Genomic DNA, 24062 nt, shown 5'->3' with positions numbered 1-24062 from the left:
CCAAGCTACTCGCGAGTACCGGGACAGGCTGTGGCGCAAGCGATCACGACGACGGACGCGAAACGGGACGAGCCGTGCGTTCGGTACCGTCCGGTTCCGGGTCGGTGGTCCAGTTCGGAATGCTCGGGCGCACCGGTCTTCTGCGCGTGTCGCGCGCGCCACGCCGAGAAATTGCGCCTGTTGGCTAACTTGCGGTTTCGCCATGGGCGGTCTATCGACTATTAATGCTATGTGCCGCTACCAACCGTGACCCCTTGGCTGCCGCAGCATCTCACACGCTTGGAGGCGCGATGACCATCGAGCACTCGGGCGAAGACGATGTCACGCATCTGGCGAAGCGGGTCGAGCATGCCCGCGGACGGCTGGCCTATCAGTTCGACCCCGCGCTGACCGAGGCCCTGTCCGAAGACGAGCTGCGCGCCGAACGTGAACTAGCCGAAAAGATCCGCGAGGCCGAGCGCGACCAACGCTGGAAGCATGTCCAAGCCGCGGCCGCGGCCTCCGACGAAGCCAGGACAACCTCCCAGAAGATCGCGAAGGCTGACATGCGTGATCTGTTGCTCGCCCGCCGGGCGCTCGCCGCGCAGCGGCGTGAATCGAGTCCGCACGCCAAACTCGCGTCGCTGTACCGGCATCGGGCCTGGTCGCTGCGCGCACTGGCCGGTGTGGTCGCGGCGGGCATGCTGTGGTCGGCGGTCAACGTGCAACACAACATCGCCCCCGGTGGTCCGACCGATCCGCTGTACTGGTTCAGCTACCTGCTCGAAGGCATGATCAGCGTGTGTCTGGTCATCATCATGATCGGCACCAACAAGGTGGCCGAGTGGGGCATCCTGGACAGCCGCAAGCAGGTCGCCATCGCCGAACTGGCCCTGTTGTCGCTGACGGTCGGGCTCAACACCTACCCCTACATCAGGTCGGGGCGCTGGTACGACGTCGGCGTGCACGCGGTCGCGCCGGTGATGATCGGTGTCGCGCTGCTCATTCACCACGCCGCCAGCTCGCGTTACGGACTGGCCATCGCGCACGCCACCGAACAGGTCCGCGATCTGCCCGATCCCTCGGAGCAGATCCGGCGCACGATGCCGACCTTCGTGAGTTTCTTCCGGCAGAACGTCTCGCCGGATGTCACCCGGCCCAGCGGTGCGTTGATGGCGTTGCCCGGCGGTGAGGCCACCTCGGCGGAGGACGCCGCCCGGATGGACTCCAGGACCGGGGATTCGGACAAGCCCTCGACGGTGGACGCGGACGATCCGGTCGCCTCGTTCCGGTCCTCGGTCGCCGACGACTCCACGGTCACCAGCGATTACCGCGCCAACGACGCCTGGTTGAGCGGTTCGGACATCAACGGCTCGGCGGCCAAGAACGGAAAGTCCGGCGCCAACGGCAAATCCGCGACCAACGGCGCGGACCCCGATGCCGCGCAGGACGATCCGCTCAACGGCTATGACACCGGCCAGTTCCGGATCGCCGAAACCCTCGAACAGGAACTCGCCGAACTGCGCGCCGAGCGTCGGCGCGCCCGCGCGAGCAAGCAGCGCGCCTCCTCGTTGAGCGAGGACTGACCGAACTCCGCGACGCGCTGCCATCCGGTTCCGGATGGCAGCGCGTTCGTGGTTCGAGGCGTGAATCAGCGTTGGCCGGGTGGGCCGGTACTGCGCTCCACCTCGTCCGGCGGTGTAGCGGCGCGTTCGGATATCGGTGCGGCGCGGTGGGTCGTTCGTCCCGGCACGGTCGGCGGTGCGTTCGGGGGAGTCGTGGCCTCGGGCGGGGCGGAGTGTGTGTCGCGTTGTCCGTCGGCTCCCGGATGGCAGCGCGGTGGTGCGGTTGCGGTGTATGTCCCTGCGGCGAGGTGCGTGTGGAGTCGTTCATGCGGACCGGTTTGACAGCGTGCTGTTGTGAGTCGCGGGTGAGGTGGTGTGCAAGGCGTGCGTTGTCCGTCGGGTCCCGGATGGCAGCGCGGTTGTGTGGTTGCGGGTGTGTGCCCGTGCGGCGAGGTGCGTGTGGAGTCGTTCGTGCGGGATCGGTTTGACAGCGTGCTGTTGTGAGTCGCGGGTGAGGTGGTGGGCAGGGCGTGGTTGTTCGTCCGGTCACGGGTGACGGCGCGGTCGTGTCGGTTGCGGTGCGTTATGTGCCCCGGTGCGGCAGGGTGGTGGCGTGCACAGCATCGTCCTGGAGCGAGTCGGCGTGGAATACGGGTCGACCACGATATTCGCCGACGTCAGCGTCCGGCTGCCGGGCGGTCGGTGTACCGCGGTGGTGGGGCCGAGCGGGGTCGGCAAGACCACGTTGTTGCGGTTGCTGAATCGGCTCGCCGAACCGACCAGCGGGCGGATCCTGCTGGACGATGTGCCGATCACCGAACTCGACGTCCTGGATCTGCGGCGCAGGGTCGGACTGGTTCCGCAACAGCCGACGCTGCTGACCGACGTCGTCGCCGACGAACTGCGAGTGGGCCGTCCCGAGCTGACCGACGAGCAGGCGGCCGAACTCCTGCGCCGAGCCGGGCTGCCGCCGGCGTACCTGCATCGGCGCTGCGGCGAGCTGTCCGGCGGTGAGGCGCAACGGGTCTGCCTGGCGCGCGAGCTGGCCGTCGGCCCGCAGGCGCTGATTCTGGACGAGCCGACCTCGGCTCTGGACGAGGCCGCCGCGGGAGCGGTCGCGGACCTCATCGCCGCGCACACCCGCGACGGCGGATCGGTGGTACTGGTCAGCCACGACAGCGGATTCGTCGGCCGGGTCGCCGACGACGTCCTGCTGCTGGGCAGCGGCGGGTTGTCCCCTCTGGGCGCGCACGACGATCGGAAAGCCTGATGGTACAAGGACTTTCGGTGCCGAACTGGCAGGGCGTCGGCACGTCGGTGGCGCTGGTGGCCCTGGCCGCGCTGATCGCGTACCGGCAGCGGTTACATCTGACGCGTGAGCTGCTGATCGCCGCCGCGCGGGCCGTCATACAACTGGTCGCGGTCGGGGCGATCCTGTTGGTTCTGTTCCGGCACACCGGATTGCCCGGCGCGCTTGCCTGGGTGGTGCTGATGATCGGCATCGCCGGCCAGGTCGCGGGCCGGCGCGGCGCCGGTCTGCCGCACGCGATCCGAGCGGCCACCGCGGGAGTCGCGTTCGGAACGGTGATCACCCTCGGCGCACTGATCGCGTTGCAGGTCATCTCGACTCAGGCGCGGGTGGTGGTCCCGGTCGGCGGGATGATCGTCTCCGGAGCCATGCAGGCGACCGGAATCGCCCTGCGCCGCCTGCGGGAGGACGCCGTGGCGGCTCGTCCCGCGATCGAGGCGAGCCTGTGTCTCGGCCTGCCCGCCCGCACCGCCTTCCTGCCCTACCGGCGGTCGGCGCTGCGCACCGCGCTCGTGCCCGGTATCGATTCCACCAAGGTCGTCGGCCTGATCAGCCTGCCCGGCGCGATGACCGGCCTGATCCTGGCGGGCGTGGAACCGCTCACCGCGATCCGCTATCAGATCGTGGTGATGTACATGCTGCTCGCCGCGGCATCGCTGGCCGCACTGGCCGCCGCCCGGGTCGCCGAGCGCGCGCTGTTCGACGACGCCCAACGGCTGATCACCCTGCCGGGGTGACCACAGAACATGCTGGTCGTCCGGTTCTCAGGAATCACACAGCCGGATCTGGTGCTGTCCTTGGATATGCGCGGTTTACTGGAGTAGCTGCCGACAGGCAGCGGGGGGTGAGCTGAACCCAAGGAGGCGGCCGTGGACAGTGGAGTTACCGCCGCGTTTTCCCGTCGGGAGCTGATTCGGGTGGCGGGCGTCGCGGGTGCATCGGTGAGCAGGCGAGGCCTGCGGTCGCTCAATGCCGACGCCGTGTCCAGCTGGACCGATCCGGCCACCGGGAACAACGCGTTCGTCGTCGCGGACGGGGTCGGAGATCACCTGCTCGCCGCCCGCGCCGCCCGCACGGTCGCCGCGGCGGCCGCGCGAGCCGCGACGCAGGCCGGGGCCGCGGCCGGAATCCTTGCGGCGCAAGCGGAATTGCTGCGGCAGTTCTCGGAGAAGGAGGCCGACGCGGTGCTCGTCGTCGCGGTGCTGCCGTCGGACGGCGGGCCCTGCGATATCGCCTGGGTCGGCGACTGCCGCGCCTACCGGTGGAATGGCCGGGTACTGCATCAGATCACCACCGACCACACCGCCGCGGAATACTTCCGGTCCCTGGGCCGGACTCCCGCGCGGCGCTTCGAACATCTGGTGACCACGTCGGCGCGCACGGTCGCTCCCGAGGCCATCGGCCGCGCCACGACCGGGTCGAGTAACGGCCGGTTCCTGTTGAGCACCGACGGTGTGCACAAACCGCTGGCGATGGCGGAGATCAAGGAGACGCTCGCCGTCTGCGCCACTCCGGCGATCACCGCGGAGGCTCTCGTCGACGGCGCGCTGCGGGCCGGCGGCAGCGACAACACCACGGCCCTGGTGGTCGGCTGCGGGTGACGGGACGGGATTTCAGTCGGCGATGCTCTTCGCGGTGACGCGGCGGGTGTCGGCGGCCGAATCATCGGCGCGTTCCGAATCGCCGGAGCGCTCGGAGTCCCCGGAAGGCTCGGAGTCCTCGGACTTCCCGCTCGCCTGAGCGGCGAGCAGATCGCGGATCTCGGCCAGCAGTTCTTCCTGAGTGGGTACGAGTTCCTTGGTCTTGCCCCTGGCGAAGCGCTTCTTGAGCGTGTTCATCGGCAGGATCAGCGCGAAGTACAGCACCGCGGCGACCATGAGGAAGTCGATCGCGGCGCTGACGATCGGCCCGATCGCGATGAAGGTCGCCGGTTTGCCGGGCACCAGCTGGAAACCCAGCCCGAGCTGGCTGTTACTGCCGAAGATCGCCAGCAGCGGTTCCACGATGCCCTTGGTCACCGACCGGACGATCGCGGTGAACGCGGTACCCATCACGACGGCGACGGACAGGTCGATGACGTTCCCGCGCATCAGGAAGTCTTTGAAACCCTTGAACATGGTGGTGCTGACCCCAATCTGAACTAGCTTTCTTCCCTCCGGAAAGTCCCGGGCAGTCTACTGGTCCGTACGCGGCGCCACCGGACGCTCCCCGATGCGTGTGGCGATGAACACGGCCGAAGTAGGGCGCCGCGTAATGTGTCGAAGGTGCAGATCCACCCGCCGCCGCGGTACCGGGAACGGCGTTCCCGGACGGTCCTCGGCGCGACGGTGTGGACGCGAGCGATCGGCCCGGCCGACGACGCTCCGGTCCTGCCGGACGGATGTATGGATCTGCTCTGGGTGGGCGGGCGGCTGGTCGTCGCGGGGCCGGACACCCGGGGTTATCCGACCACCGCCCCGCCCGGAACGCGAATCTCCGGAATCCGGTTCTTCCCCGGCACCGCGCCCGCACTGCTCGGGGTGCCGGCGCGCGAGCTGCTCGACCGCCGCGCGGATCTCGACCAGCTGTGGCGGCCCGCGCGGGTGCGTGCGCTGGCCGAGATCCTCGCCGCCGCTACCGATCCCATGACCGGACTCGACCGGATCGCCGGACTCGTTGCCGCCGAGAGTGTTCCGGCCGATCCGGCGTTACGCGCGGTGGTGCGGCGGCTGAACCAGGGCGCTTCGGTGGCCGCGGTCGCCGAGTCGCTCGGCCTGGGAGAGCGTCGTCTGCATCGAATGTCGCTGTCCGCCTTCGGATATGGACCCAAGCTGCTCGGCCGGGTGCTGCGACTGCAACGCGCGCTGGCTCTGGCCCGTGCGGGAGTTCCGTTCGCCGACACCGCGTTCCGCGCCGGATATGCCGATCAGGCCCATCTGGCGCGGGATGTGCGCGAGCTGGCCGGGACGTCACTGGCCCGGTTGATCGCCCGGGAGCGGGGCGCTTTGCCCACCGATGTGCAGTTGTAGTGCTCAGCCCAGCGGTGCGTAGAGGTCGACCGCGTTCCCGTCCGGATCCAGGACGGTGGCGTAGCGCTGGCCCCAGAACGCGTCGAACGGTTCGAGTTCCCCGCGATATCCGGCTGCGGTGAGCTCGGCGAAGGCCTTGTCCACCTCGGCCACCCCGTCGCATTCGACCGCCAGCCCGATCCGGCCGGGCTGCCCCTGCCAGTCCGGGTGGAAGGAACGGACGGTGTCCTCGGTGTCGATCATCAGTTGCATGCCACCGGGTAGCCCGGCCTGCACATGGCCTCCGGTCACCTCGCCGAACTCCAGTCCCAGACGGCGATAGAACGCCATGGTGGCATCGAGATCCGCGGCGACGAGGCCGATCACATTCAGTCGAAGAGTCATGGATCCGGACTCTAAGGCGGGGACCGCGATGACGTCTTGAACAAATCGGACACCGAGCCGAGAAGTACCGCTGGTAATGCGAAACGCCGCCGCCGTTGCGGCTACTCTGCCAAGTAGCTATTTCCAGGAAGATTTTTCGGGGAAACAGTAGGCAGGAGGGGCATGGGGACCGATTCGACGCTATTGCACCGATTTGTGATTACGCGACTTGCCGAGGCCGGCCTGGATCGTGACCGGCTGCTACGCGAATGCGGGCTGCCCGATTGGGCGATGACCGGGCCCGGCACACATGTACCGAACGACCATTTCGGCCGGCTCTGGGAAATCGCCGAGCAATGGCTCGACGATCCCGACGTCGCGCTGCACATCGCGAGCCGATACCAGCTGTCGACCACGCGGCTCTACGACTATCTGTTCACCAGTGCGCCCACGGTGGGGGCGGGATTCGCGACCTGCGGCCCGTACGTCACCGCGGTCACCAGCAATCACCGCTTCGAGTTTCTCCAGGAGAACGAGGCGGAGGCCACCTTGACGCTGGACATGATCGACGGCGAGGGCAGGGCCCGCGATCTGACTCAGATCTGGGGCCTGGTGGCCGTGCTGACCCGGGCTCGCGCCGTCGTGGACGCGCCGCTGGATCCGATCCGGGTCTCGCTGCGGCAGTCCGCGCCACGGGATCTGCGTACCTTCCGCGACGTATTCGGCACGGCGACTGTCGATTTCGGCGCGCCGCTGGATGCGATGACGTTCCGGGCCGCGGATATGGATCTGCCGCTGACCACCGCCGATCCGGTACTGGCCGAGGTGCTGCAACCGCTGGCGGCAACGCTGCCGCCACCGCCGCCACTGGAACTGAGCTGGCCCGAACGGGTGGGCGCCGCGCTGGCCGAAGCGCTCGACGAGGGCGAGGTCTCGCTGGAACGGGTCGCTCGCCGCCTGGCCACGAGTCCGCGCACCTTGCAGCGCAGGCTCACCGAGGCCGGCACGACCTGGCGCCGGGAGTTGGATCGCGCCAGGCTCCAGCGCGCCGCGGCCGCGGGCCCGGTGAGCCGTGCCCGGCAGGCGAAGTTGCTCGGATACGCGGACGCCGCCTCGGTCCGTCGCGCCGCGCAGCGGTGGAACGTTGCGGCGCAAGCGCGTTCGGTCATCGAGGCGGGAACCACCACCGGCTCTTAGAATTTGAGGTGGGTCGCGGCGATTCCCCAGAACGTGGTGCGTTCCAGGGAATCGAAATCCCAGCTCTCCGCTATCGCGTGGGTTGCGGCGACGATCGCGGGTACATCGAAATCGTCGCGGGTTGCGGTGCCTTTCGCCTCGAGGGCGGCCACGACGTACGCCGTGGCGCTCTCGCTGTTGTGCTGGCACCCGGTGTGCTGCGGCAAGGTAATCTCCAATCGTCGAGTTACGGACTGTCGATCACGAATAATCGGGACGTGAGCTCCAGCCTTGTGTGCTGACCAATTGCTCTGCTAGCCCGGAACACGCCATTTTCGGGCAAACGCGCCAACATTCGGCCGAACACCGCGTATCCGAGACCGAACTCGGATACGCCCCGCTGAAGCTGCCGGATGGGAGACTATCCGAATCACGATCGCGGCGTGGGCATTAGTCGAGTGTCGTTGTGCGAATGAGTTCTTCGTAACGGAATTCGGTGTCTATCCGAGTGCCCGAGGCGTGTGCGGCCTGTTCGCGGTGACGCAGTTCGACCCGCCGGATCTTGCCCGAGATGGTCTTGGGCAGGTCGGTGAACTCGACGCGGCGCACGCGGAGATAGGGCGCGAGATGATCGCGCGCGTATTCCAGGATGGCGCGGGCGGTCTCGTCGTCGGGTGCCCATCCGGCCGCGAGGGTCACATATGCCTTCGGCACGGCCAGGCGGGTGTCGTCGGGCTGCGGTACCACCGCGGCCTCCACCACGGCGGGGTGTTCGATCAGCACGCTCTCCAGTTCGAAGGGGGAGACCTTGTAATCCGAGGACTTGAAGACGTCGTCGGTGCGGCCGATATAGGTGATGTAGCCGTCGGCGTCGCGGGTGGCGACATCGCCGGTGTGGTAGTAGCCGCCCGCCATCGCGGCGGCATTGCGTTCGGGGTCCTGGAGATATCCGGTCATCAGATTGACCGGATCGGCGCTCAGATCCAGGCAGATCTCACCCTCGTCGGAGAGTTCGCCGGTGATCGGATCCACCAGCACCACAGGCACTCCCGGCACCGGACGCCCCATCGATCCCGGTTTGACCGGCTGGCCCGGAGTGTTGCCGACCTGCAGAGTCGTCTCGGTCTGGCCGAAACCGTCCCGGATGGTCAGGCCCCACGCCTTGCGCACCTGCGCGATGACGTCGGGATTGAGCGGTTCACCCGCGCCGAGGATTTCGCGCAGTCCGGCCGGACGTTCGCCGAGGTCGGCCTGGATCAGCATGCGCCATACCGTCGGCGGCGCGCAGAAGGTGTTCACTGCGGCCCGGTGCAGCTGGTTCAGCAGTGCCGCGGCGTCGAAACGCGCGTAGTTGTAGACGAAGATCGTCGCCTCGGCGATCCAGGGCGCGAAGAAACAGCTCCAGGCGTGCTTGGCCCAGCCGGGGGCGCTGATCGCGAGATGGACGTCGCCCGGGCGCACGCCGATCCAGTAGAGCGTGCTCAGATGTCCGACCGGATAGCTGACCTGGTTGTGCCGCACCATCTTCGGCTTGCTCGTGGTGCCGGAGGTGAAATAGACCAGCAGTTCGTCGGTGACATCGGTGACCGCCCTGAACGGGCCCGCGCTCCGGACCGCGTCGGCCTCGGTGTAGGCGTGCCAGCCCGGGACCGGATCGCCCACGACGATCCGGGTGTAATCGCCCGCCACCTCCGCGAACTTCGCCGTATCGCCGGTATTGGCGACGACGAAACGAACTGCGCCACGGTCGATTCGGTCGCTCAGATCGGCGGGACCGAGTGCGGCCGTGGTGGGCATGATGACCGCGCCGAGTTTGGCCACGGCCAGCATCGACTCCCAGAGTTCGACCTGGTTGCCGAGCATCAGCAGCACCCGGTCGCCCTTGCGCATACCGAGATTCGCGAACCAGGTCGCCACCCGATCCGAGCGCCGGGACATCTCCTGGAAGCCGACCTTGCGCTCGCTGCCGTCCTCCTCCACGATCCACAGGGCGGTGCGGTCGTTGCCGTGCGCGATGACGTCGAACCAGTCGACGGCCCAGTTGAACTTCCCGGTCGGCCGAGGCCAGCGGAAGGTGTCGCGCGCGGTCTCGTAATCGGTTGCCGCGCCGATGAGCTGGTCGCGGGCCGCGCGATAGAGCGCGGTGTTGGACGTGGGTTCGGGCCGGGTCACTGAGCCTCTCCTGTCGATCCGGTGCCGCTGTGCGCGGAACTCGCGGGGAACAACGTCGCGGAGATCTCCCGCATCTCGACCTTGCGGATCTTGCCGGTCACGGTCATCGGGAATTCCTCGACGAGGTGGACGTAGCGCGGAATCTTGAAATGAGCGAGTTTGCCGGTGCAGAATTCGCGCAGCGCGGCCGCGTCCAATGGCGTTGCGCCCTCGCGCATCCGGATCCAGGCGACCAGTTCCTCGCCGTATTTCGGATCGGGTATGCCGACCACCTGGGCATCGAGCACGTCCGGATGGGTGTAGAGGAATTCCTCGATCTCGCGGGGATAGATGTTCTCCCCGCCGCGGATCACCATATCCTTGATCCGGCCGGTGATCGCGACGTATCCGTCCTCGTCCATCACCGCCAGATCACCGGTGTGCATCCAGCGCCCGGCGTCGATGGCATCGCCGGTTCGTCCGGGGTCGTTCCAATAGCCGAGCATGACCGAATAACCGCGCGTGCACAATTCGCCCTGTTCCCGGCGCGGTACCGTGAGACCCGTTGCGGGGTCGATGATCTTGACTTCCAGATGCGGCCCGACCCGGCCGACGGTGGCGGTGCGCTGACTCAGCGAATCGTCGCGGCGGGTCTGCGTGGAGACCGGCGATGTCTCGGTCATGCCGTAGCAGATGGAGACCTCGCTCATGCCCATCCGGTCGATGACCTGCTTCATGACCTCCATCGGGCACGGTGAGCCGGCCATGATGCCGGTCCGCAGCGAGCTCAGGTCGTACGAGGAGAAACCGGGGTCCGCGAGTTCGGCGATGAACATCGTCGGCACGCCGTACAGCGAGGTACAGCGTTCGCTCGCAACGGTATCCAGCGTCGCGGCCGGGTCGAACGCGGCTGCCGGGATGATCATCGCCGCGCCGTGAGTGGTCGCGGCCAGATTGCCCATCACCATGCCGAAACAGTGATAGAAGGGCACCGGGATGCAGATCCGGTCCTCGGCGGTGTAACCGCACAGCTCGCCCACGAAATAGCCGTTGTTCAGGATGTTGTGGTGTGAGAGTGTCGCGCCTTTGGGGAAACCCGTTGTGCCCGAGGTGTATTGGATGTTGATCGGATCGTCGGGGGACAGGTTCCGCTGTGCCGCGGCCAGTTCCGCCGGGTCGGCGGTTGCGCCCGCCGCGAGCAGGGCGGACCATTCGTCGCTGTCGAGCAGCACCACACGTTCCAGATCCGGGCATTCGGGCCGGGCCTGTTCGATCATCGCGGCGTAGTCGGAACCCTTGAACTCGGTCGCTGCCACCAGCATCCGAATTCCGGCCTGCTGCAACACGTATCGCAGTTCGTGCATCCGGTACGCGGGGTTGATGTTGACCAGGATCGCGCCCATCTTCGCGGTCGCGTACTGCACCAGCGTCCACTCCGCGCGGTTGGGCGCCCAGATGCCCACCCGATCGCCCTTGCCGATGCCCGAGGCCAGCAGGCCAGAAGCGAGTGCGTCGACTCGGGCGCCGAGTTCGCGATAGTTCCAGCGTGTTCCGGTGACGCGATCGATCAGCGCGTCGCGGTCGCCGTGGATCGCGATCGTGCGGTCCAGATTGTCGCCGATGGTGTCGCCGAGTAGCGGCGTATCCCATGCCCCGTGTGTATAGCTGGTCGGCCGAGCCAGGCCCATGGTCCTACTCACAGATATAGGATCCAGGTCACACTTGCCCGCCCGCTACCCCCGGAAAGGGGTGCTGAGAATGAGTTCCGCCGATGTGCTGCGCCCCCGCGATTCCGATGCGCTGCGGGCGGAATTACGGCAGGTCGCGAGTGTTTCGGGGATGCCGGTGGTATTCGGCGGCCAGGTCCACGCGGGTGCGCTGGTGCTGACCGAGTTCCTCGGCACTCGCACCAGCGCGATGCGGGGCCTGGTGGTGACCCCGGCCTCCGGAGTGGGCGGCGCGGCCTTCGCCAGTAAGCGCCCGACCTCGGTCGCGGACTATCGGGCGGCCTCCACGATCACCCATCACTACGATGCGCCGGTGCTGACCGAGGGGCTGCGCGCGGTGGTCGGGATCCCGGTCGTGGTCCGGGGAGAGTCGCGCGCTGTGCTGTACGTCGCGAGTCGCGACGCGGGGCCGGTCGGTGACCGGGCAGCGGATCTGGCCGTGGCGGCGGGGCGACGGCTGTCGGTCGAACTGGCGATCCGCGACGAGGTGGACCGGCGGCTGCGGCTGCGCGAGGCCGCGGCGGCCGCGATGGCGCCCGGACCGGATGTGGCGGTGGCCGAGCAGTTGCGCGCGATCCACGCCGAGATGCGGGGTATCGCGCAGAGCGTCCCCGATGCCGTGACCCGCGCGCGATTGCGGGATCTGTCCGAACGGCTGGCCCGCCTCATGGCTGATCCCGGTCTGCCGGACGAGGTGCCCGCTCTCACACCGCGCGAACTCGACGTACTCGCGCAGATCGCCCTGGGCTGCACCAATACCGAAGCGGCGGAACGCCTTTCGGTCGGCCCGGAGACGGTCAAGAGTTATTTGCGCAGCGCCATGACGAAACTGTCCGCGCACACCCGGCACGAGGCCGTGGTGCGGGCGCGGCGGCACGGCCTGCTGCCCTGATCGGCTGGATCGGCTCGGAACGATACGACGAAGCCGCCCTGCCCGGTGTGGGCCAGGGCGGCTCCGAGAGTGAATCAGACCGGTGATCCGATGATCGGGATCACGGCTCGACGAGCTGGATGTCCAGTTCGATGGCGATCTTGTCGCTCAGCATCGCGGCGGGCAGGCCCGGGGCGACGTCGAAGTCGGTGCGCTTGAACGAGCCGGTGGCCGAGAATCCGGCGTGGCGCTTGCCGTCGCCCTGGAACTCCTGCAGGCCGCCCCACTCCACGTCGAGGGTGATCGGCTTGGTGATGCCGCCGAGGGTGACCTCGCCGGTGACCTCGAATTCCTCGGTCACCCGCACCGGCTCGGACGCCTTGAAGTGCAGGGTGGGGCGCTTTTCGACATCGAGCAGGTCGGCGCTGCGCACGTGGTTGTCGCGGCCCTCGTTGCCGGTGTCGAAGGAGTCCAGGTGGATGGTGGCCTCGATCGCGGCGGTGCCGGACTCGTCGACGACGAAGCTGGTCTCGAAGTTGTTGAAACGTCCGCGTACCTTGGAGATGCCCAGGTGACGCACGGTGAAGTTGACCGATGAGTGGTTCGGGTCCAGCGTCCAGGCTCCGGTCGCGAGGGTCTGTTCGGAAGTCGTCATGGCATCCAGCTTTCCGGACCGTGGTCCGGTTATCCACACCGCCCTTATCCTGGTACTGGCAGGGCGCGGATAACGGGTCCGGGATAGTAGAGGATGGATGGCGTGTCGAGGTCCGAATTCGCCGAGTTCCTGATAGCTCGGCGGGCGCAGTTGCAACCCGAGGAGGTCGGGCTGCCGTCCGGGCGCCGGCGCCGCACGCCGGGGCTGCGGCGCGAAGAGGTGGCGGCGTTGGCGGGAGTCAGCGTGGACTACCTGGCCCGCCTCGAACAGGGCCGGGATACCAATCCCTCGACCGCGGTCCTGGCCGCCCTGGCCGACGCGCTGCGGCTCAACGAGGTCGAACGGCACCATTTCAGCAAGCTGGCGCTGGGCCTGGATCACCAGGTGGGCAGCTGTCCCTCCGACGGGCGGGCCTTCGAGCGCGTCAGCGACACCGTCCAAGCCGTGCTCGACGCGATACACCCCACCCCGGCCTTCGTGCTGGGCCGCCGGCTCAACATCCTGGCCTGGAACGCGGCGTGGCGTGATTTCGCCGAGCCGCTCGGGCTGCTCGACGCGCAGGTCGAGGGCAACCTCGCGCACTACCTGTTCGGCCATCCGGCGGCGGCGAAATGGTGGACCGACTGGCCGGTGGCCGCCGACCTGATGACCTCGTCCCTGCGCGCGGCCCGCTCGCAGTGGGCCGACGATCCGCAACTGGCCACGACGATCGAAGCGCTGCAACGCTTTCCGGAGTTCGCCCGCCGCTGGCAGGAACACCGCGTGACCGACTACCGTTCTGCCACGGTACATCTGAGCCATCCGATCCGCGGTGAGGTCGAGGTCGAGATCGAAACCCTCAATCCCGCGGTCGATCAGAGTGTGATGGTGTGGCTGGTCGATCGGCGCCGCGTGCACGCGCCGGGACTGCGGCTGGTCAACGAGTAGCTCGCCGGACTGTGCTCGGCAGCGAGAATCGCTGAATCGTTCGCGCCGCGACGGTTCTCGCGGTGCGCGGCCCCGCGATACCTCGGGGCCGCGCACCTGCGTGGAACGGGGGACGCGCTCAGCAGGGTGCGACCAGGCGTGCCGCGTTGGCCGCGGCATCGTCCGCGGCGGCGTTGGCGGCGAGTTCGGCGTGCACCCGGTCCCGGTAGCGGGCGAGTTCCTGGGCTTTCGTGGTTTCGTCCCAATCCAGTTGTCCGGCAACGAGGTCGGCCACCGCGGCGGCCGCGGCGAGGCCGCGATCGGCAACCTCGATGGAGATGCGGGTGCGGCGGGTGAGGATGTCGTCCAGGTGCAGCGCGCCCTCGTGGGTGACCGCGTACACCGCCTCCGCGCCGAGATATTCGGTGCCCGGCAACGGCATGCCGAGTTCGGGTTCGCGATCGATCATGGCGAACAATTCGGTGGCCAGCGACCCGTAGCGGGACACCAGATGGGTGGCCGCGGCGACCGACAGCCCGGCCCGCTGGGCGACGCTGTCGATATCCTCGAGCAGTTCGTGGTAGCCGGCCGCGCCGAGGATCGGCAGCTCGGCGGTGACCGAGGAGGCGACCCCGCGGCCGAATCCGGCCACCGCGGCGTCGATCACGTCCGCGGCCATCACGCGGTAGGTGGTGTACTTGCCGCCCGCGATCACGAACAGGCCCGGAACCGGTTCGGCCACAGCGTGTTCGCGTGAGAGTTTGGCCGTACTCGACGACGCTCCGGACAGCAGCGGCCGCAGACCGGCGTAGGTGCCCACGATATCGGCATTCGAAAGTGGTTCGCGCAGCAGCGAATTGACATGATCGAGGATGTACCGGACATCCGCGGCGCTGGCCACCGGGTGGTCCTTGTCCAGCGACCAGTCGGTATCGGTGGTGCCGATGATCCAGTGCTCCCGCCACGGGATCACGAACAGAACGCTCTTCTCGGTCTTCATGATCAGCCCGGTGCCCAGGTCCAGCCGCTCCCGCGGCACCAGGATGTGCACGCCCTTGGACATCCGCACATGGAACGGGAAGTCCACTCCCGTCATGGCATTCATCTCGTCGGTCCACACGCCCGTCGCGCTGATCACCCGCCGGGCGCGCACCCGATATTCGCGCCCGGACTCCCGATCGGTGACGACAGCGCCGACGACCCGTTCCTGCTCGCGCAGCAGGCTCGTCACCTTCGCCCGGGTCAGCACGGTCGCGCCGTGCCGGGCGGCGGTGCGCGCCAACGTCATCGTGTGCCGGGCGTCGTCGACCTGCGCGTCGAAGTAGCGGATCGCGCCGACCATCGCGTCCTCGCGCAGCGCGGGGGCCAATTCCAGTGCGCGCGAACGACTCAGATGCCGGTGCATGGGCAATGCCCGGGCGCCGCCGAGGGTGTCGTACAGCGCGACGCCCGCGCCGATATAGGGCCGTTCCCAATGATGTTGCAGCGGAAACAGAAACGACACCGGATGTACCAGATGGGGGGCGAGTTTGTTCAGCAGCAGGCCCCGCTCCCGCAACGCCTCTCGTACCAGCGCGAAATCGAGTTGCTCGAGATAGCGCAGGCCTCCGTGGATGAGTTTGCTGGAGCGGCTCGACGTTCCGGCCGCGAAATCCCGGGCCTCGACCAGCACGGTGGTCAGGCCGCGGGAGGCGGCGTCGAGTGCGGCTCCGGCACCGACCACGCCGCCGCCGATGACGAGGACGTCCACCTCGTCCGCAGCGAGCGAGGCGAGGGCGCCGGCGCGATAGGTGCGATCCAGTTGTGCGGGCACTGCCGTAACTCTCCTTGTTCCAAAGGTTTTCGATGTCCGGGCCCGGACGGCGCCGGGCCCGGGGCCGATCACTCGTCGAGGTCGATCCAGTCCAGGGTCCGCTCGACGGCCTTGCGCCAACGCGCATAACCGCGTTCGCGGTCCTGCTCGCCCAGGGCGGGCTCCCAGCGCTTGTCCTCCTGCCAGTTCTGTTCGAGTTCGTCTGTGCCGCTCCAGAATCCGACCGCCAGCCCCGCGGCGTACGCGGCGCCGAGCGCGGTGGTCTCGGCCACCACCGGCCGCGAGACCGGGACGCCGAGGAAATCGGCCTGGATCTGCATGCACAGCTCGTTGGCGGTGACGCCGCCGTCCACCCGCAGCACATCGAGTTCCACGCCGGAATCGGCCTGCATGGCGGCCACCACGTCGCGGGTCTGGTAGCAGATCGACTCCAGCGTCGCGCGGGCCAGATGCGCGTTGGTGCTGTAGCGGGAGAGCCCGACGATGACACCGCGCGCGTCCGAGCGCCAGTAGGGCGCGAACAGTCCGGAGAACGCGGGCACGAAGTACACCCCGCCGTTGTCCTGCACCTGCGCGGCGAGCGATTCACTCTGTGCCGCACCGGAAATGATGCCCAGCTGATCGCGCAGCCACTGCACCGCCGAACCGGTGACCGCGATCGACCCCTCCAGCGCGTACACCGGTTTCCGGTCACCGAACTGGTACGCGACGGTGGTGAGCAGTCCGTGCTTGGACCGCACCAGCTCCTCGCCGGTGTTCAACAGCAGGAAATTGCCTGTGCCGTAGGTGTTCTTGGCCTCGCCCGGCCGGAAGCACACCTGACCGACGGTCGCGGCCTGCTGATCGCCGAGCACTCCGGCCAGCGGCACCTCGCCGTGGAAGGGGCCGCTCGCCAACGTGGTGCCGAACAGCCCCGGATTCGAGGACGGCACGATGTCCGGCAGCATCGCACGCGGAATCCCGAAGATGGACAACAGTTCCGGGTCCCAGTCCAGGGTCTCGAGATCCATCAGCATGGTGCGGCTGGCGTTGGTGGGATCGGTCAGATGCGCACCGCCGTCGACGCCGCCGGTGAGATTCCAGATCAGCCAGGTGTCGGTGGTGCCGAACAGCGCCTCCCCGTGTTCGGCGTCCTCGGCTACACCGGGCACGTTGTCCAGGATCCAGCGCAGTTTGCCGCCGGAGAAGTAGGTGGCGGGCGGCAGTCCGGCCTTGCGGCGGATGGTGTCGCCGTGCCCGGCGCGCTCGAGGTCCGCGGCGATCTTGTCGGTGCGGGTGTCCTGCCAGACGATGGCGTTGCAGTACGGGCGGCCGGTGCGCCGATTCCACACCACCGTCGTCTCGCGCTGATTGGTCACCCCGACCGCGGCCAGGTCGGCCGCGGTGAGGTTGGACTTGGTCAGCGTGGATTCGATGACGGCGCGGGTGCGCTCCCAGATCTCGGTGGGATTGTGCTCCACCCACCCCGCCCGCGGCAGGATCTGCTCGTGTTCGAGCTGGTGACGGGCGATTTCGTTACCGCCGTGATCGAACACCATGAAACGGGTGCTGGTGGTGCCCTGGTCGATGGCTCCGACGTACTGGGTCATCGTGGTCCTTTCGAAAGAATGTGCTGCCAGGAGGGATTCAGAAGTCTCTAATCGGATCTCGCGGCGATGGCAAGGGCCGTGGCCGGGAGTCCGCGAGCTACAGCACCAGTTGCGCGATCAGCCCGGCAAGCGCGCCGCCGACCAGCGGGCCGACCACCGGAACCCACGCATAGGACCAGTCCGAGTTCTTGCGGTGTGCCGGACCCACGGCGGTGGTGGGCCGCTGCGACTCGGCGCGCCCCTCATGCGCGCCGACGCCGACCGCGACCCGCTCCGGCTCGGCCGGGGCGGTGGACTTCATCGGCAGTACCGCGTGCGCGATGCGCGGGCCCAGATCACGGGCCGGGTTGATGGCGTATCCGGTCGGACCGCCCAGCGATGCGCCGATACCGACCACCAGCAGCGCGACCGCGGCCGGGCCGAGGCCGGTCGGGGTGTGCCCGAAGGCGAGTACGACGAAGACCAGTACGAAGGTGGCGATGACCTCGGTCAGGAAGTTCCAGCCGTAGGAGCGGATCTCCGGTCCGGTGGAGAACACCGCGAGCTTCTTGGCCCCGTCGGGCTCGGCGTCGAAATGCCGCTTGTAGGCCAGATAGGCCGCGCAAGCGCCGAGGAACGCGCCGATCATCTGCCCGAGCAGATAGGCGACGGTATTGCCGACGGTGATCGGAATACCCGGGGCGTACTCGTGCGCGCCGCTGAACGCGATACCGACGGTGACCGCCGGATTGAGATGCGCGCCGGTCTTGTAGGCCGCGTACACGCCGGCGAAGACACCCAGTCCCCAACCGAAGTTGATCAACAGCCAGCCGCCGTCGAGTCCCTTGGATTTGGTCAGGAGTACATTCGCGACGACGCCGGCGCCGAGCAGGATCAGAAGTCCTGTCCCGAACGCCTCGCTGACGAAAATCGAGCCGAAGTTCACCGTTGAGCCTCCGTGATGAGCCGTCGGGCCGCCACTGCGACCGCTCCGGCAAACGGTACGAACCGCCGCGGAACAGCGGAATTGTCAACGTTCGACAATGCCGAACGACCGGGGTGGCCGGGCCCTGCCGGGCTGGTTACCTTGCTTCCGGCTGGGAGGACTTCATGGTGCAGGTCACATATGGTGGCGGTGATGTCGTCGGTCGATCACCCAGCGTTCGACATTGTCGAATCGAAACTTTCCAGATAGGTTCCCGCCATGCCCGGTCCGATCCAGTCGATCGAACGTGCGGCAGCAATTCTGCGATTGCTCGCCCGCGGCTCCGGCCGTCTCGGCGTCGGCGATATCGCTGCCGCACTCGATCTCGCCAAACCCACCGCCCATGGCATCCTGCGCACTCTGCAGGGCGTCGGTTTCGTCGACCAGGACGCGGCCAGCGGCAAATATCGGCTGGGGGCGGCGGTGCGGCAGCTCGGTGCGGTGGGAATCGACGCCAACGAACTGCGGTCCTGGTCGATCAACTGGGCCGACTCGCTGGCCTCGCGCAGCGGTGAGGCGGTTCGCGTCGGCGTGTGGTCCGACAGCGGAGTTCTGGTGGTGCATCACGTCTTTCGGCCGGACAACTCCGAGCAGGCGATGCAGGTCGGCGAGCGGCTGCCGCCGCACGCCACGGCGCTGGGCAAGGTGCTGCTCGCGGCCGAGCCCGACCTCGCCGGGGCCGTCCGCCGGGGCGAGCTGACCCCGCTGACGCACCGCACTCTCACCGATCGCGGTGCGCTGACCCGGACGCTGACCGAGGTCCGGCGCAACGGCTGGGCCGGTGACGTCGAGGAGTTCCGGCCGGGCGAGGCCGGTATCGCCGCGCCCATCCGCGCCCCCGGCGGACTCGTCATCGGCGCGATCGGAATCGTCGGACCCGTGGATCGGCTCTGCGACGCACAGCTGCGACATCGCCCGCCGCTGATCTCGCTCGTGCGCGACGCCGCGCACGCCATATCCCGGGACCTGGCCGCGGGCCGGTGACCATTCCGATCGGAGAGCTGGGCGGATGACACAACGATATGTGCTGGCGATCGACCAGGGCACGACCTCGACGCGCTGCATCCTGTTCGATCAGCGGGCACAGCTGGCCGGGGTGGCCCAGCGCGAGCATCAGCAGTACTACCCCCGGCCCGGGTGGGTCGAACAGGACGCGATGGAGATCTGGCGCAATGTCGACCGGATCGTGCCGCAGGTGCTGCGCAATGCCGGCGTCGGCGTGGAACAGATTGTGGCACTTGGGATCGCGAATCAGCGGGAGACCAGCGTCGTATGGGACCGGCGCACCGGCAATCCGATCGGGCACGCGATCGTCTGGCAGGATGTGCGCACCGAGGAGCTGGTCGCCGAGTTCGAGAAACGTCCTGGCGCGCAACGGATACGCCAGCTGTGCGGACTTCCGCTGGCCACCTACTTCGCCGCGCCGCGACTGCGCTGGATGCTCGACACCACTCCGGGCCTGCGCGAGCGCGCCGAACGCGGTGAGGTGCTGTTCGGCACCATGGAGACCTGGCTGATCTGGAATCTGACCGGCGGCGTCGACGGCGGCGAGCACGTCACCGATGTCACCAATGCCAGTCGCACACTGCTGATGAATCTGGCCAGCCTCGGTTGGGATCCGGAACTGCTGGACTTCTTCGGCATTCCCGCGGCGATGCTGCCCCGCATCCAGCCCTCGACCGCCTCCTACGGCACCACCCGCCGGGTGGTGCCGGGCATCCCGATCGCCGCCGCGCTGGGCGATCAGCACGCCGCGCTGTTCGGCCAAACCTGTTTCGCCCGTGGAGAAACCAAGTGCACCTACGGCACCGGCGGATTCCTGATGATGAATACCGGCGGCGAACTGGTGCAGTCCACCCACGGCCTGCTCACCACGATCGGCTATCAGATCGACCGGGACCCGGTCTACGCGCTGGAGGGACCGATCGCGGTGACCGGCTCACTGGTGCAATGGATCCGGGACAACATCGGTCTGGTGGCCAGCGCGCCGGAAATCGAAACTCTCGCGCGCACAGTGGAAGACAACGGCGGCTGCTGCATCGTGCCCGCGTTCTCCGGGCTCTACGCACCGCATTGGCGCAGTGACGCAAGAGGTCTGGTGATCGGGTTGACCTCCTACATCACCAAGGGGCATCTGGCGCGGGCGGTGCTGGAGGCGACCGCGTGGCAAACCCGCGACGTGGTCGATGCGATGAATGCCGATTCCGGATTGCAGGCCTCGACCCTGCGCGTGGACGGCGGGATGACCTCGAACAATCTGCTGATGCAGATGGTCGCCGATTTCCTGGGCATCCCGGTGATGCGCCCGTTCGTCCCCGAAACCGTCTCCCTCGGCGCGGCCTATGCCGCCGGGCTGGCCGTGGGCTACTGGCCGGACCTGCAGGGACTGCGCAACAACTGGCGTCCGGCCGGACGCTGGGCCCCGCGGCTGGACCCGTCGCGCCGCGAGGAGCAGTACGACGACTGGAAGCGGGCGGTGCAGCTCAGCTTCGGCTGGGCCCGCCGCCGAGAGCGCGGGGTGCCCGCCGAGCGGTGAACCGGAGCGGTTCGTTCAACGAATCGGCGCGCGCACGGCGCGTAAAGCGAGGTGAACGTCATTTTCGGTTACTGTTCGGCTATTGCGGGGGGAGCAGTTGATCGGCCCCTACCGAAAGCCGGAGGTACTGATGACGAGCATTCTCAGCGGTGTCCCTGCTGTATCGGCTGTTGCCACGCCCGCGGTGATACGGCCCGATGTGTCCGGTGCCGTCGATCCCGGCGCGGTGGGGGCGATCGCCGCCGAGGCCGCGCGGGAGATCACCGGTGTATGCGCCGACGTGCGGGTGCAGGCCCGCATCGTGCGCGGTGCGGCGGAGCTGAGCATGCGACTGCCGATCCGCTACCCGATGCCGGTGTGGCAGGTGAGTTCGGCGTGCCGGACCCATATCGCGGAACGCGTGCGCAACCGGCTCGACCTGGCGGTGCGCCGCCTGGAGATCGAGATGTGCGAGCTGGTGCAGCTATGAAACGACGACCGCGCCGGGCCCTGCCCGCGAGTGTGCTGGCCGTCGCCCTGCTGACCGCCTGTCTGGTCACGGTCGGCTCACTGATCGAATACCTCACCGGCACAAAGGGTTTCGTACCCTTCGGATGGGTCGTCGCCCGGCTGCACGCGATCGCCTGGGGTGACCGGTGGGTCGCGGTCGGCGGCGTGGTCGCCGTCGCGGCCGGACTGGCACTGCTGACGCCCGCGATCCTGCCCGGACGCGCCGTGCTGCTGCCCCTGGCCGGTGACGACGGATTCGCCGCGGGCGTCGCGCGCCGGGGTCTGTGTGCGGCCCTGCGAGACGCCGCGCAATCGGTGGACGGGGTGCGCTCGGCCCGAGTCAGGCTGCGGCACAGGAAGGTTCGCGTCACAATCCGTACCGCGTACGTACACTCCGCAGGGCTGAACGAGCGCGTGCGCGCAGTCGTGGCCGAACGCATCGCCCTGATCGGTCCGGACCCGGCACCACGCGTCGCGGTGACAGCGCGCCGAGGAGGCAGATCCGCGGAGCCGGACCGTGCGCGCAAGCCAGGTGCCGAAAACGCCGCGCTGGGCGGCGATTCGATCGCGGTCGCCGGACCGGAACAGGTCGTGGGGAGGGCCGGATGACCCAAATGATGCCGGGGCGGCGGTATCGGTATGGCACGCAGGACGGCGATCCGGCCGCACCCTGCGCGGCGGAGCGCGATGGCGGGGTGGTCGCGCGGTGACGACTCGCAATGGTGCGGCGCGGTTGAACCGGATATTGCTCGCGGCGTTCGGCCTGGCCTCGACAGCGGTGGGCGGGTACGTGCTCGCCGCGCACTTCGGCCGGCTCGGCTGGGTGAATCCGCGCTCGGCTCTGGTGCCGGCCGCCGTGCCGCCCGCGTGGGTGTTGTGGACGGTCGTGGGGGTCGGCTGCCTGGTCGCGCTGGGCTCCGTGCGGTGGGTGCTCGCGCAGATTCCCCGGAAGCCGCGACCGGCCCGATGGCGTGCTCGCGCAAGGGATTGCGCGGATACCGTCGCGCTCGACACGGTGGTCGCCTGTGCTCCGGTGTCCACCGATATCGAATCGTACGACGGGGTCCGCGGCGCCGCGGCCCGGCTGTGCGGGCCGGGGAGCGGGCCCGGTCTGCACCTGGTCGTGACGGCGGCCCCCGACGCCGACGTCACGGCCCTGCGCGACCGGATCCGCACGCACGCGGTTCCCCGGCTGCGGCAGGCTCTCGAGCTCGAGGAACTGCCGGTGCAGATGGAATTGCGCCTCGCGCGCGAACGGTCCCGGTGAGCGGGGTCAATCGACCGGGCCCAGCACCCGGTTCACATACCGATTGCTGAAACGCCCCTGCGGATCCAGCCGGCGGCGGACCTGCTGGAACCGCTCCCACTCCGGGTATCGCTCGCGCAGCGTGTCCGCGGTCCGGAAGTGGCGCTTACCCCAGTGCGGGCGGCCCTGGTAACGATCGAAAACCGCTTCGCAGGCACGGAAATACGGTTCGTACTCCATGCCGTGGTACTGATGCACCGCGATATAGCAGGTGTCCCGGCCGGAGGCGGGGGACAGGTACGCGTCGTCGGGCGCCACCCAGCGCACCTCGATCGGCATCGGGACGGCGAACCGCCGGGACACCTCCTTGATCTCGCGAATGGCATCCACCGAATGTTCGCGCGGCACCGCGTATTCCATCTCGGTGAAACGAAACAGCCTGGGGGAGGCGAAAACTCGATAGGATCGATCCACCTGGCGGCGGTACGAACCGGCGTATGCCGCCGCCCGCTGCACCCACGGAATCAGTTGCGGCCGAACGCGACACAACCGGGCCAGCGCGTCGAACGTGTAATTGGACAGCAGGATGTCGGCGAACCAGTCCACAGGTTTGGCGCGGGGCTGCTCCGGCAGATCGATCCGGTTGTTGCGCTTGGTCATCGCGATCGGGCTGTGCGCGAACATGTAGAACTCGAAATGCTCGTTACCGTCGACGAATTCGTCCAGGTCGGCGAGCACGTCCGCCAGCGGCAGCGGACGTTCGATGCCCTCGAGCACGAAAGCCGGCACCAGCGCGAGCGTGACCGCCGTGACCACGCCGAGTGCGCCCAGATTGACCCGGGCCGCACGCCACCCCTCGGGGTCGCTCTTCTCGTCGAGTTCCACCCGGCTGCCGTCGGCCAGCACCAGTTCCACCGAATGCAGTGCGGCGGAGATGTTCTGCAATCGAGCCCCGGTGCCGTGCGTCGCGGTCGCGGTCGCGCCCGCGATGGTCTGCACATCGATATCACCCAGATTGGGGAATGCCAGCCCCAGCGGATGCAACGCACTGCTCAGCGCGTTCAGTGTCGCTCCCGCCTCGACCCGTACCAGCCCGCTGCTCCGGTCGACCTCCAGAATCCGGTTCATCCGCTCGAGCCGCAGCAGCGTGCCGTCGGTGAGCACGGTGTCGGTGAACGAATGCCCCGCGCCGGCGACCCGCACGGTCCGCCCCGCGTCTCCCGCCATGCGCACCAGCTCGGCGACCTCATCGGCGGACTCGGGTGCGGCGATGACATCCGGCGCACACCGCTGATCGCCTGCCCAGTTCACCCATGAGTTGGTCACGCGTCCAACTTTAAGGGATGGGTGTGTGGCACGCCACTTCGGTACCTCTGTCAGCGCTGTTCGCGTCCGGGGCTCGGTCGCACCGGCCCGGCCGACTCGTTAGCGCGGGCAGGTAACAGATCGATCGGACGTCGTAGCGGCCGACCGCTGTGCCGGGGTTACGCTCGCCGTCAGGCTGCCCAATCCAAGGTGAACTCGCCGTGCTGCCGCGCCGAGTGTTCGCTCGGCTTCGTGCCGAGCCTGTTCGATCCGATGCCGACCTGCTGAACCACTGCTCTCGCAGGTAACCCATCGGAGGCCGGGCTCGCCCTCGGTTGCTCTTCGGTGCGGTGTCGCTCGGCCGGGTGCTGTCCGAGCGGATCTCTACCGCGTCCGAAACCCGGCCGGTG

General features: G+C 68.2%; 23 protein-coding genes. 13 read left to right on the top strand and 10 right to left on the bottom strand.

Translation table 11 applies throughout. From position 1 onward, the window contains the following. Window positions 1–290 precede the first annotated feature (290 nt). The 4 genes from AC5WS7_RS25290 (at window position 291) to AC5WS7_RS25275 (ending at window position 4454) form a co-directional block, all read left to right on the top strand. On the top strand, window positions 291–1565 hold the full coding sequence (locus tag AC5WS7_RS25290) for a hypothetical protein (protein ID WP_495957049.1): 1275 nt from the start codon (window positions 291–293) through the stop codon (window positions 1563–1565). A 592-nt stretch (window positions 1566–2157) separates the two neighbouring features. Further along, window positions 2158–2814 (top strand): ABC transporter ATP-binding protein, encoded by a 657-nt coding sequence (locus AC5WS7_RS25285; protein ID WP_495957048.1) that lies wholly within the window; start codon window positions 2158–2160, stop codon window positions 2812–2814. Window positions 2815–2831: 17 nt separating this feature from the next. Continuing rightward, a complete protein-coding gene (locus tag AC5WS7_RS25280) occupies window positions 2832–3590 on the top strand; it encodes an ABC transporter permease (RefSeq protein ID WP_495957047.1) in 759 nt (252 codons plus the stop codon). Window positions 3591–3722: 132 nt separating this feature from the next. After that, window positions 3723–4454 carry a PP2C family protein-serine/threonine phosphatase gene (locus AC5WS7_RS25275; RefSeq protein WP_495957046.1) on the top strand — a complete coding sequence of 244 codons (732 nt, stop codon included), beginning with the start codon at window positions 3723–3725 and terminating at the stop codon, window positions 4452–4454. A 12-nt stretch (window positions 4455–4466) separates the two neighbouring features. Here the strand turns inward: AC5WS7_RS25275 and mscL are convergent, their stop codons facing one another. Next, a complete protein-coding gene (mscL, locus tag AC5WS7_RS25270; protein ID WP_495957045.1) occupies window positions 4467–4970 on the bottom strand; it encodes a large conductance mechanosensitive channel protein MscL in 504 nt (167 codons plus the stop codon). Between the two features lie 147 nt (window positions 4971–5117). Between mscL and AC5WS7_RS25265 the strand changes: the two genes are divergently transcribed. Further along, a complete protein-coding gene (locus AC5WS7_RS25265; protein ID WP_495957044.1) occupies window positions 5118–5861 on the top strand; it encodes a helix-turn-helix domain-containing protein in 744 nt (247 codons plus the stop codon). Between the two features lie 3 nt (window positions 5862–5864). Here AC5WS7_RS25265 and AC5WS7_RS25260 read toward each other — a convergent pair whose 3' ends face one another. After that, window positions 5865–6245, bottom strand: coding sequence for a VOC family protein (locus tag AC5WS7_RS25260; RefSeq protein WP_495957043.1), 381 nt, complete (start codon window positions 6243–6245; stop codon window positions 5865–5867). Between the two features lie 195 nt (window positions 6246–6440). Between AC5WS7_RS25260 and AC5WS7_RS25255 the strand changes: the two genes are divergently transcribed. Further along, window positions 6441–7421: an AraC family transcriptional regulator ligand-binding domain-containing protein gene (locus tag AC5WS7_RS25255; protein WP_495957042.1), complete on the top strand. Its 981-nt coding sequence runs from the start codon at window positions 6441–6443 to the stop codon at window positions 7419–7421. On the opposite strand, the gene AC5WS7_RS25250 is transcribed toward AC5WS7_RS25255, so the two are convergent. From AC5WS7_RS25250 to AC5WS7_RS25240, 3 genes are all read right to left on the bottom strand, one after another. Continuing rightward, window positions 7418–7627 carry a hypothetical protein gene (locus tag AC5WS7_RS25250; protein WP_495957041.1) on the bottom strand — a complete coding sequence of 70 codons (210 nt, stop codon included), beginning with the start codon at window positions 7625–7627 and terminating at the stop codon, window positions 7418–7420. The two genes, AC5WS7_RS25255 and AC5WS7_RS25250, sit on opposite strands and share 4 nt — an antisense overlap. Before the next feature lie 223 nt (window positions 7628–7850). Continuing rightward, the gene (locus AC5WS7_RS25245) at window positions 7851–9572 is read right to left on the bottom strand and encodes an AMP-binding protein (RefSeq protein ID WP_495957040.1); all 1722 of its coding nucleotides are present in this window, start codon (window positions 9570–9572) and stop codon (window positions 7851–7853) included. After that, the gene (locus tag AC5WS7_RS25240) at window positions 9569–11239 is read right to left on the bottom strand and encodes an AMP-binding protein (RefSeq protein WP_495957188.1); all 1671 of its coding nucleotides are present in this window, start codon (window positions 11237–11239) and stop codon (window positions 9569–9571) included. The genes AC5WS7_RS25245 and AC5WS7_RS25240 overlap by 4 nt, the downstream gene beginning before the upstream one ends. 70 nt (window positions 11240–11309) lie before the next feature. Here AC5WS7_RS25240 and AC5WS7_RS25235 point away from each other — a divergent pair, with 70 nt between their 5' ends. Beyond that, on the top strand, window positions 11310–12170 hold the full coding sequence (locus tag AC5WS7_RS25235; protein ID WP_495957039.1) for a LuxR C-terminal-related transcriptional regulator: 861 nt from the start codon (window positions 11310–11312) through the stop codon (window positions 12168–12170). Between the two features lie 100 nt (window positions 12171–12270). Here the strand turns inward: AC5WS7_RS25235 and AC5WS7_RS25230 are convergent, their stop codons facing one another. Then, window positions 12271–12804: a YceI family protein gene (locus tag AC5WS7_RS25230; RefSeq protein ID WP_495957038.1), complete on the bottom strand. Its 534-nt coding sequence runs from the start codon at window positions 12802–12804 to the stop codon at window positions 12271–12273. 93 nt (window positions 12805–12897) lie between these two features. Between AC5WS7_RS25230 and AC5WS7_RS25225 the strand changes: the two genes are divergently transcribed. Continuing rightward, window positions 12898–13731, top strand: coding sequence for an MmyB family transcriptional regulator (locus AC5WS7_RS25225; protein ID WP_495957037.1), 834 nt, complete (start codon window positions 12898–12900; stop codon window positions 13729–13731). Window positions 13732–13849: 118 nt separating this feature from the next. Here AC5WS7_RS25225 and AC5WS7_RS25220 read toward each other — a convergent pair whose 3' ends face one another. From AC5WS7_RS25220 to AC5WS7_RS25210, 3 genes are all read right to left on the bottom strand, one after another. Then, window positions 13850–15523, bottom strand: coding sequence for a glycerol-3-phosphate dehydrogenase/oxidase (locus tag AC5WS7_RS25220; RefSeq protein ID WP_495957036.1), 1674 nt, complete (start codon window positions 15521–15523; stop codon window positions 13850–13852). A gap of 68 nt (window positions 15524–15591) precedes the next feature. Further along, window positions 15592–17112, bottom strand: a complete 1521-nt coding sequence (gene glpK, locus AC5WS7_RS25215; RefSeq protein WP_495957035.1) for a glycerol kinase GlpK — start codon at window positions 17110–17112, stop codon at window positions 15592–15594. Between the two features lie 97 nt (window positions 17113–17209). Continuing rightward, window positions 17210–18037 (bottom strand): MIP/aquaporin family protein, encoded by an 828-nt coding sequence (locus AC5WS7_RS25210; protein WP_495957034.1) that lies wholly within the window; start codon window positions 18035–18037, stop codon window positions 17210–17212. A 258-nt stretch (window positions 18038–18295) separates the two neighbouring features. Between AC5WS7_RS25210 and AC5WS7_RS25205 the strand changes: the two genes are divergently transcribed. From AC5WS7_RS25205 to AC5WS7_RS25185, 5 genes are all read left to right on the top strand, one after another. Continuing rightward, a complete protein-coding gene (locus AC5WS7_RS25205) occupies window positions 18296–19060 on the top strand; it encodes an IclR family transcriptional regulator (RefSeq protein WP_495957033.1) in 765 nt (254 codons plus the stop codon). 25 nt (window positions 19061–19085) lie between these two features. Further along, window positions 19086–20612 carry a glycerol kinase GlpK gene (glpK, locus tag AC5WS7_RS25200; protein ID WP_495957032.1) on the top strand — a complete coding sequence of 509 codons (1527 nt, stop codon included), beginning with the start codon at window positions 19086–19088 and terminating at the stop codon, window positions 20610–20612. 130 nt (window positions 20613–20742) lie between these two features. Next, window positions 20743–21081, top strand: a complete 339-nt coding sequence (locus tag AC5WS7_RS25195) for an Asp23/Gls24 family envelope stress response protein (RefSeq protein ID WP_495957031.1) — start codon at window positions 20743–20745, stop codon at window positions 21079–21081. Next, a complete protein-coding gene (locus AC5WS7_RS25190) occupies window positions 21078–21710 on the top strand; it encodes a DUF6286 domain-containing protein (RefSeq protein WP_495957030.1) in 633 nt (210 codons plus the stop codon). The genes AC5WS7_RS25195 and AC5WS7_RS25190 overlap by 4 nt, the downstream gene beginning before the upstream one ends. Before the next feature lie 97 nt (window positions 21711–21807). Then, window positions 21808–22368 (top strand): alkaline shock response membrane anchor protein AmaP, encoded by a 561-nt coding sequence (locus tag AC5WS7_RS25185; RefSeq protein ID WP_495957029.1) that lies wholly within the window; start codon window positions 21808–21810, stop codon window positions 22366–22368. Window positions 22369–22374: 6 nt separating this feature from the next. On the opposite strand, the gene AC5WS7_RS25180 is transcribed toward AC5WS7_RS25185, so the two are convergent. Then, on the bottom strand, window positions 22375–23673 hold the full coding sequence (locus tag AC5WS7_RS25180) for a D-arabinono-1,4-lactone oxidase (RefSeq protein ID WP_495957028.1): 1299 nt from the start codon (window positions 23671–23673) through the stop codon (window positions 22375–22377). Window positions 23674–24062 lie beyond the last annotated feature (389 nt).

The sequence above is a fragment of the Nocardia sp. PLKS1-43 genome, assembly GCF_059510335.1.
Note: the sequence above shows the minus strand (reverse complement) of the source record. Positions and strands in the feature narration are given on the sequence as shown.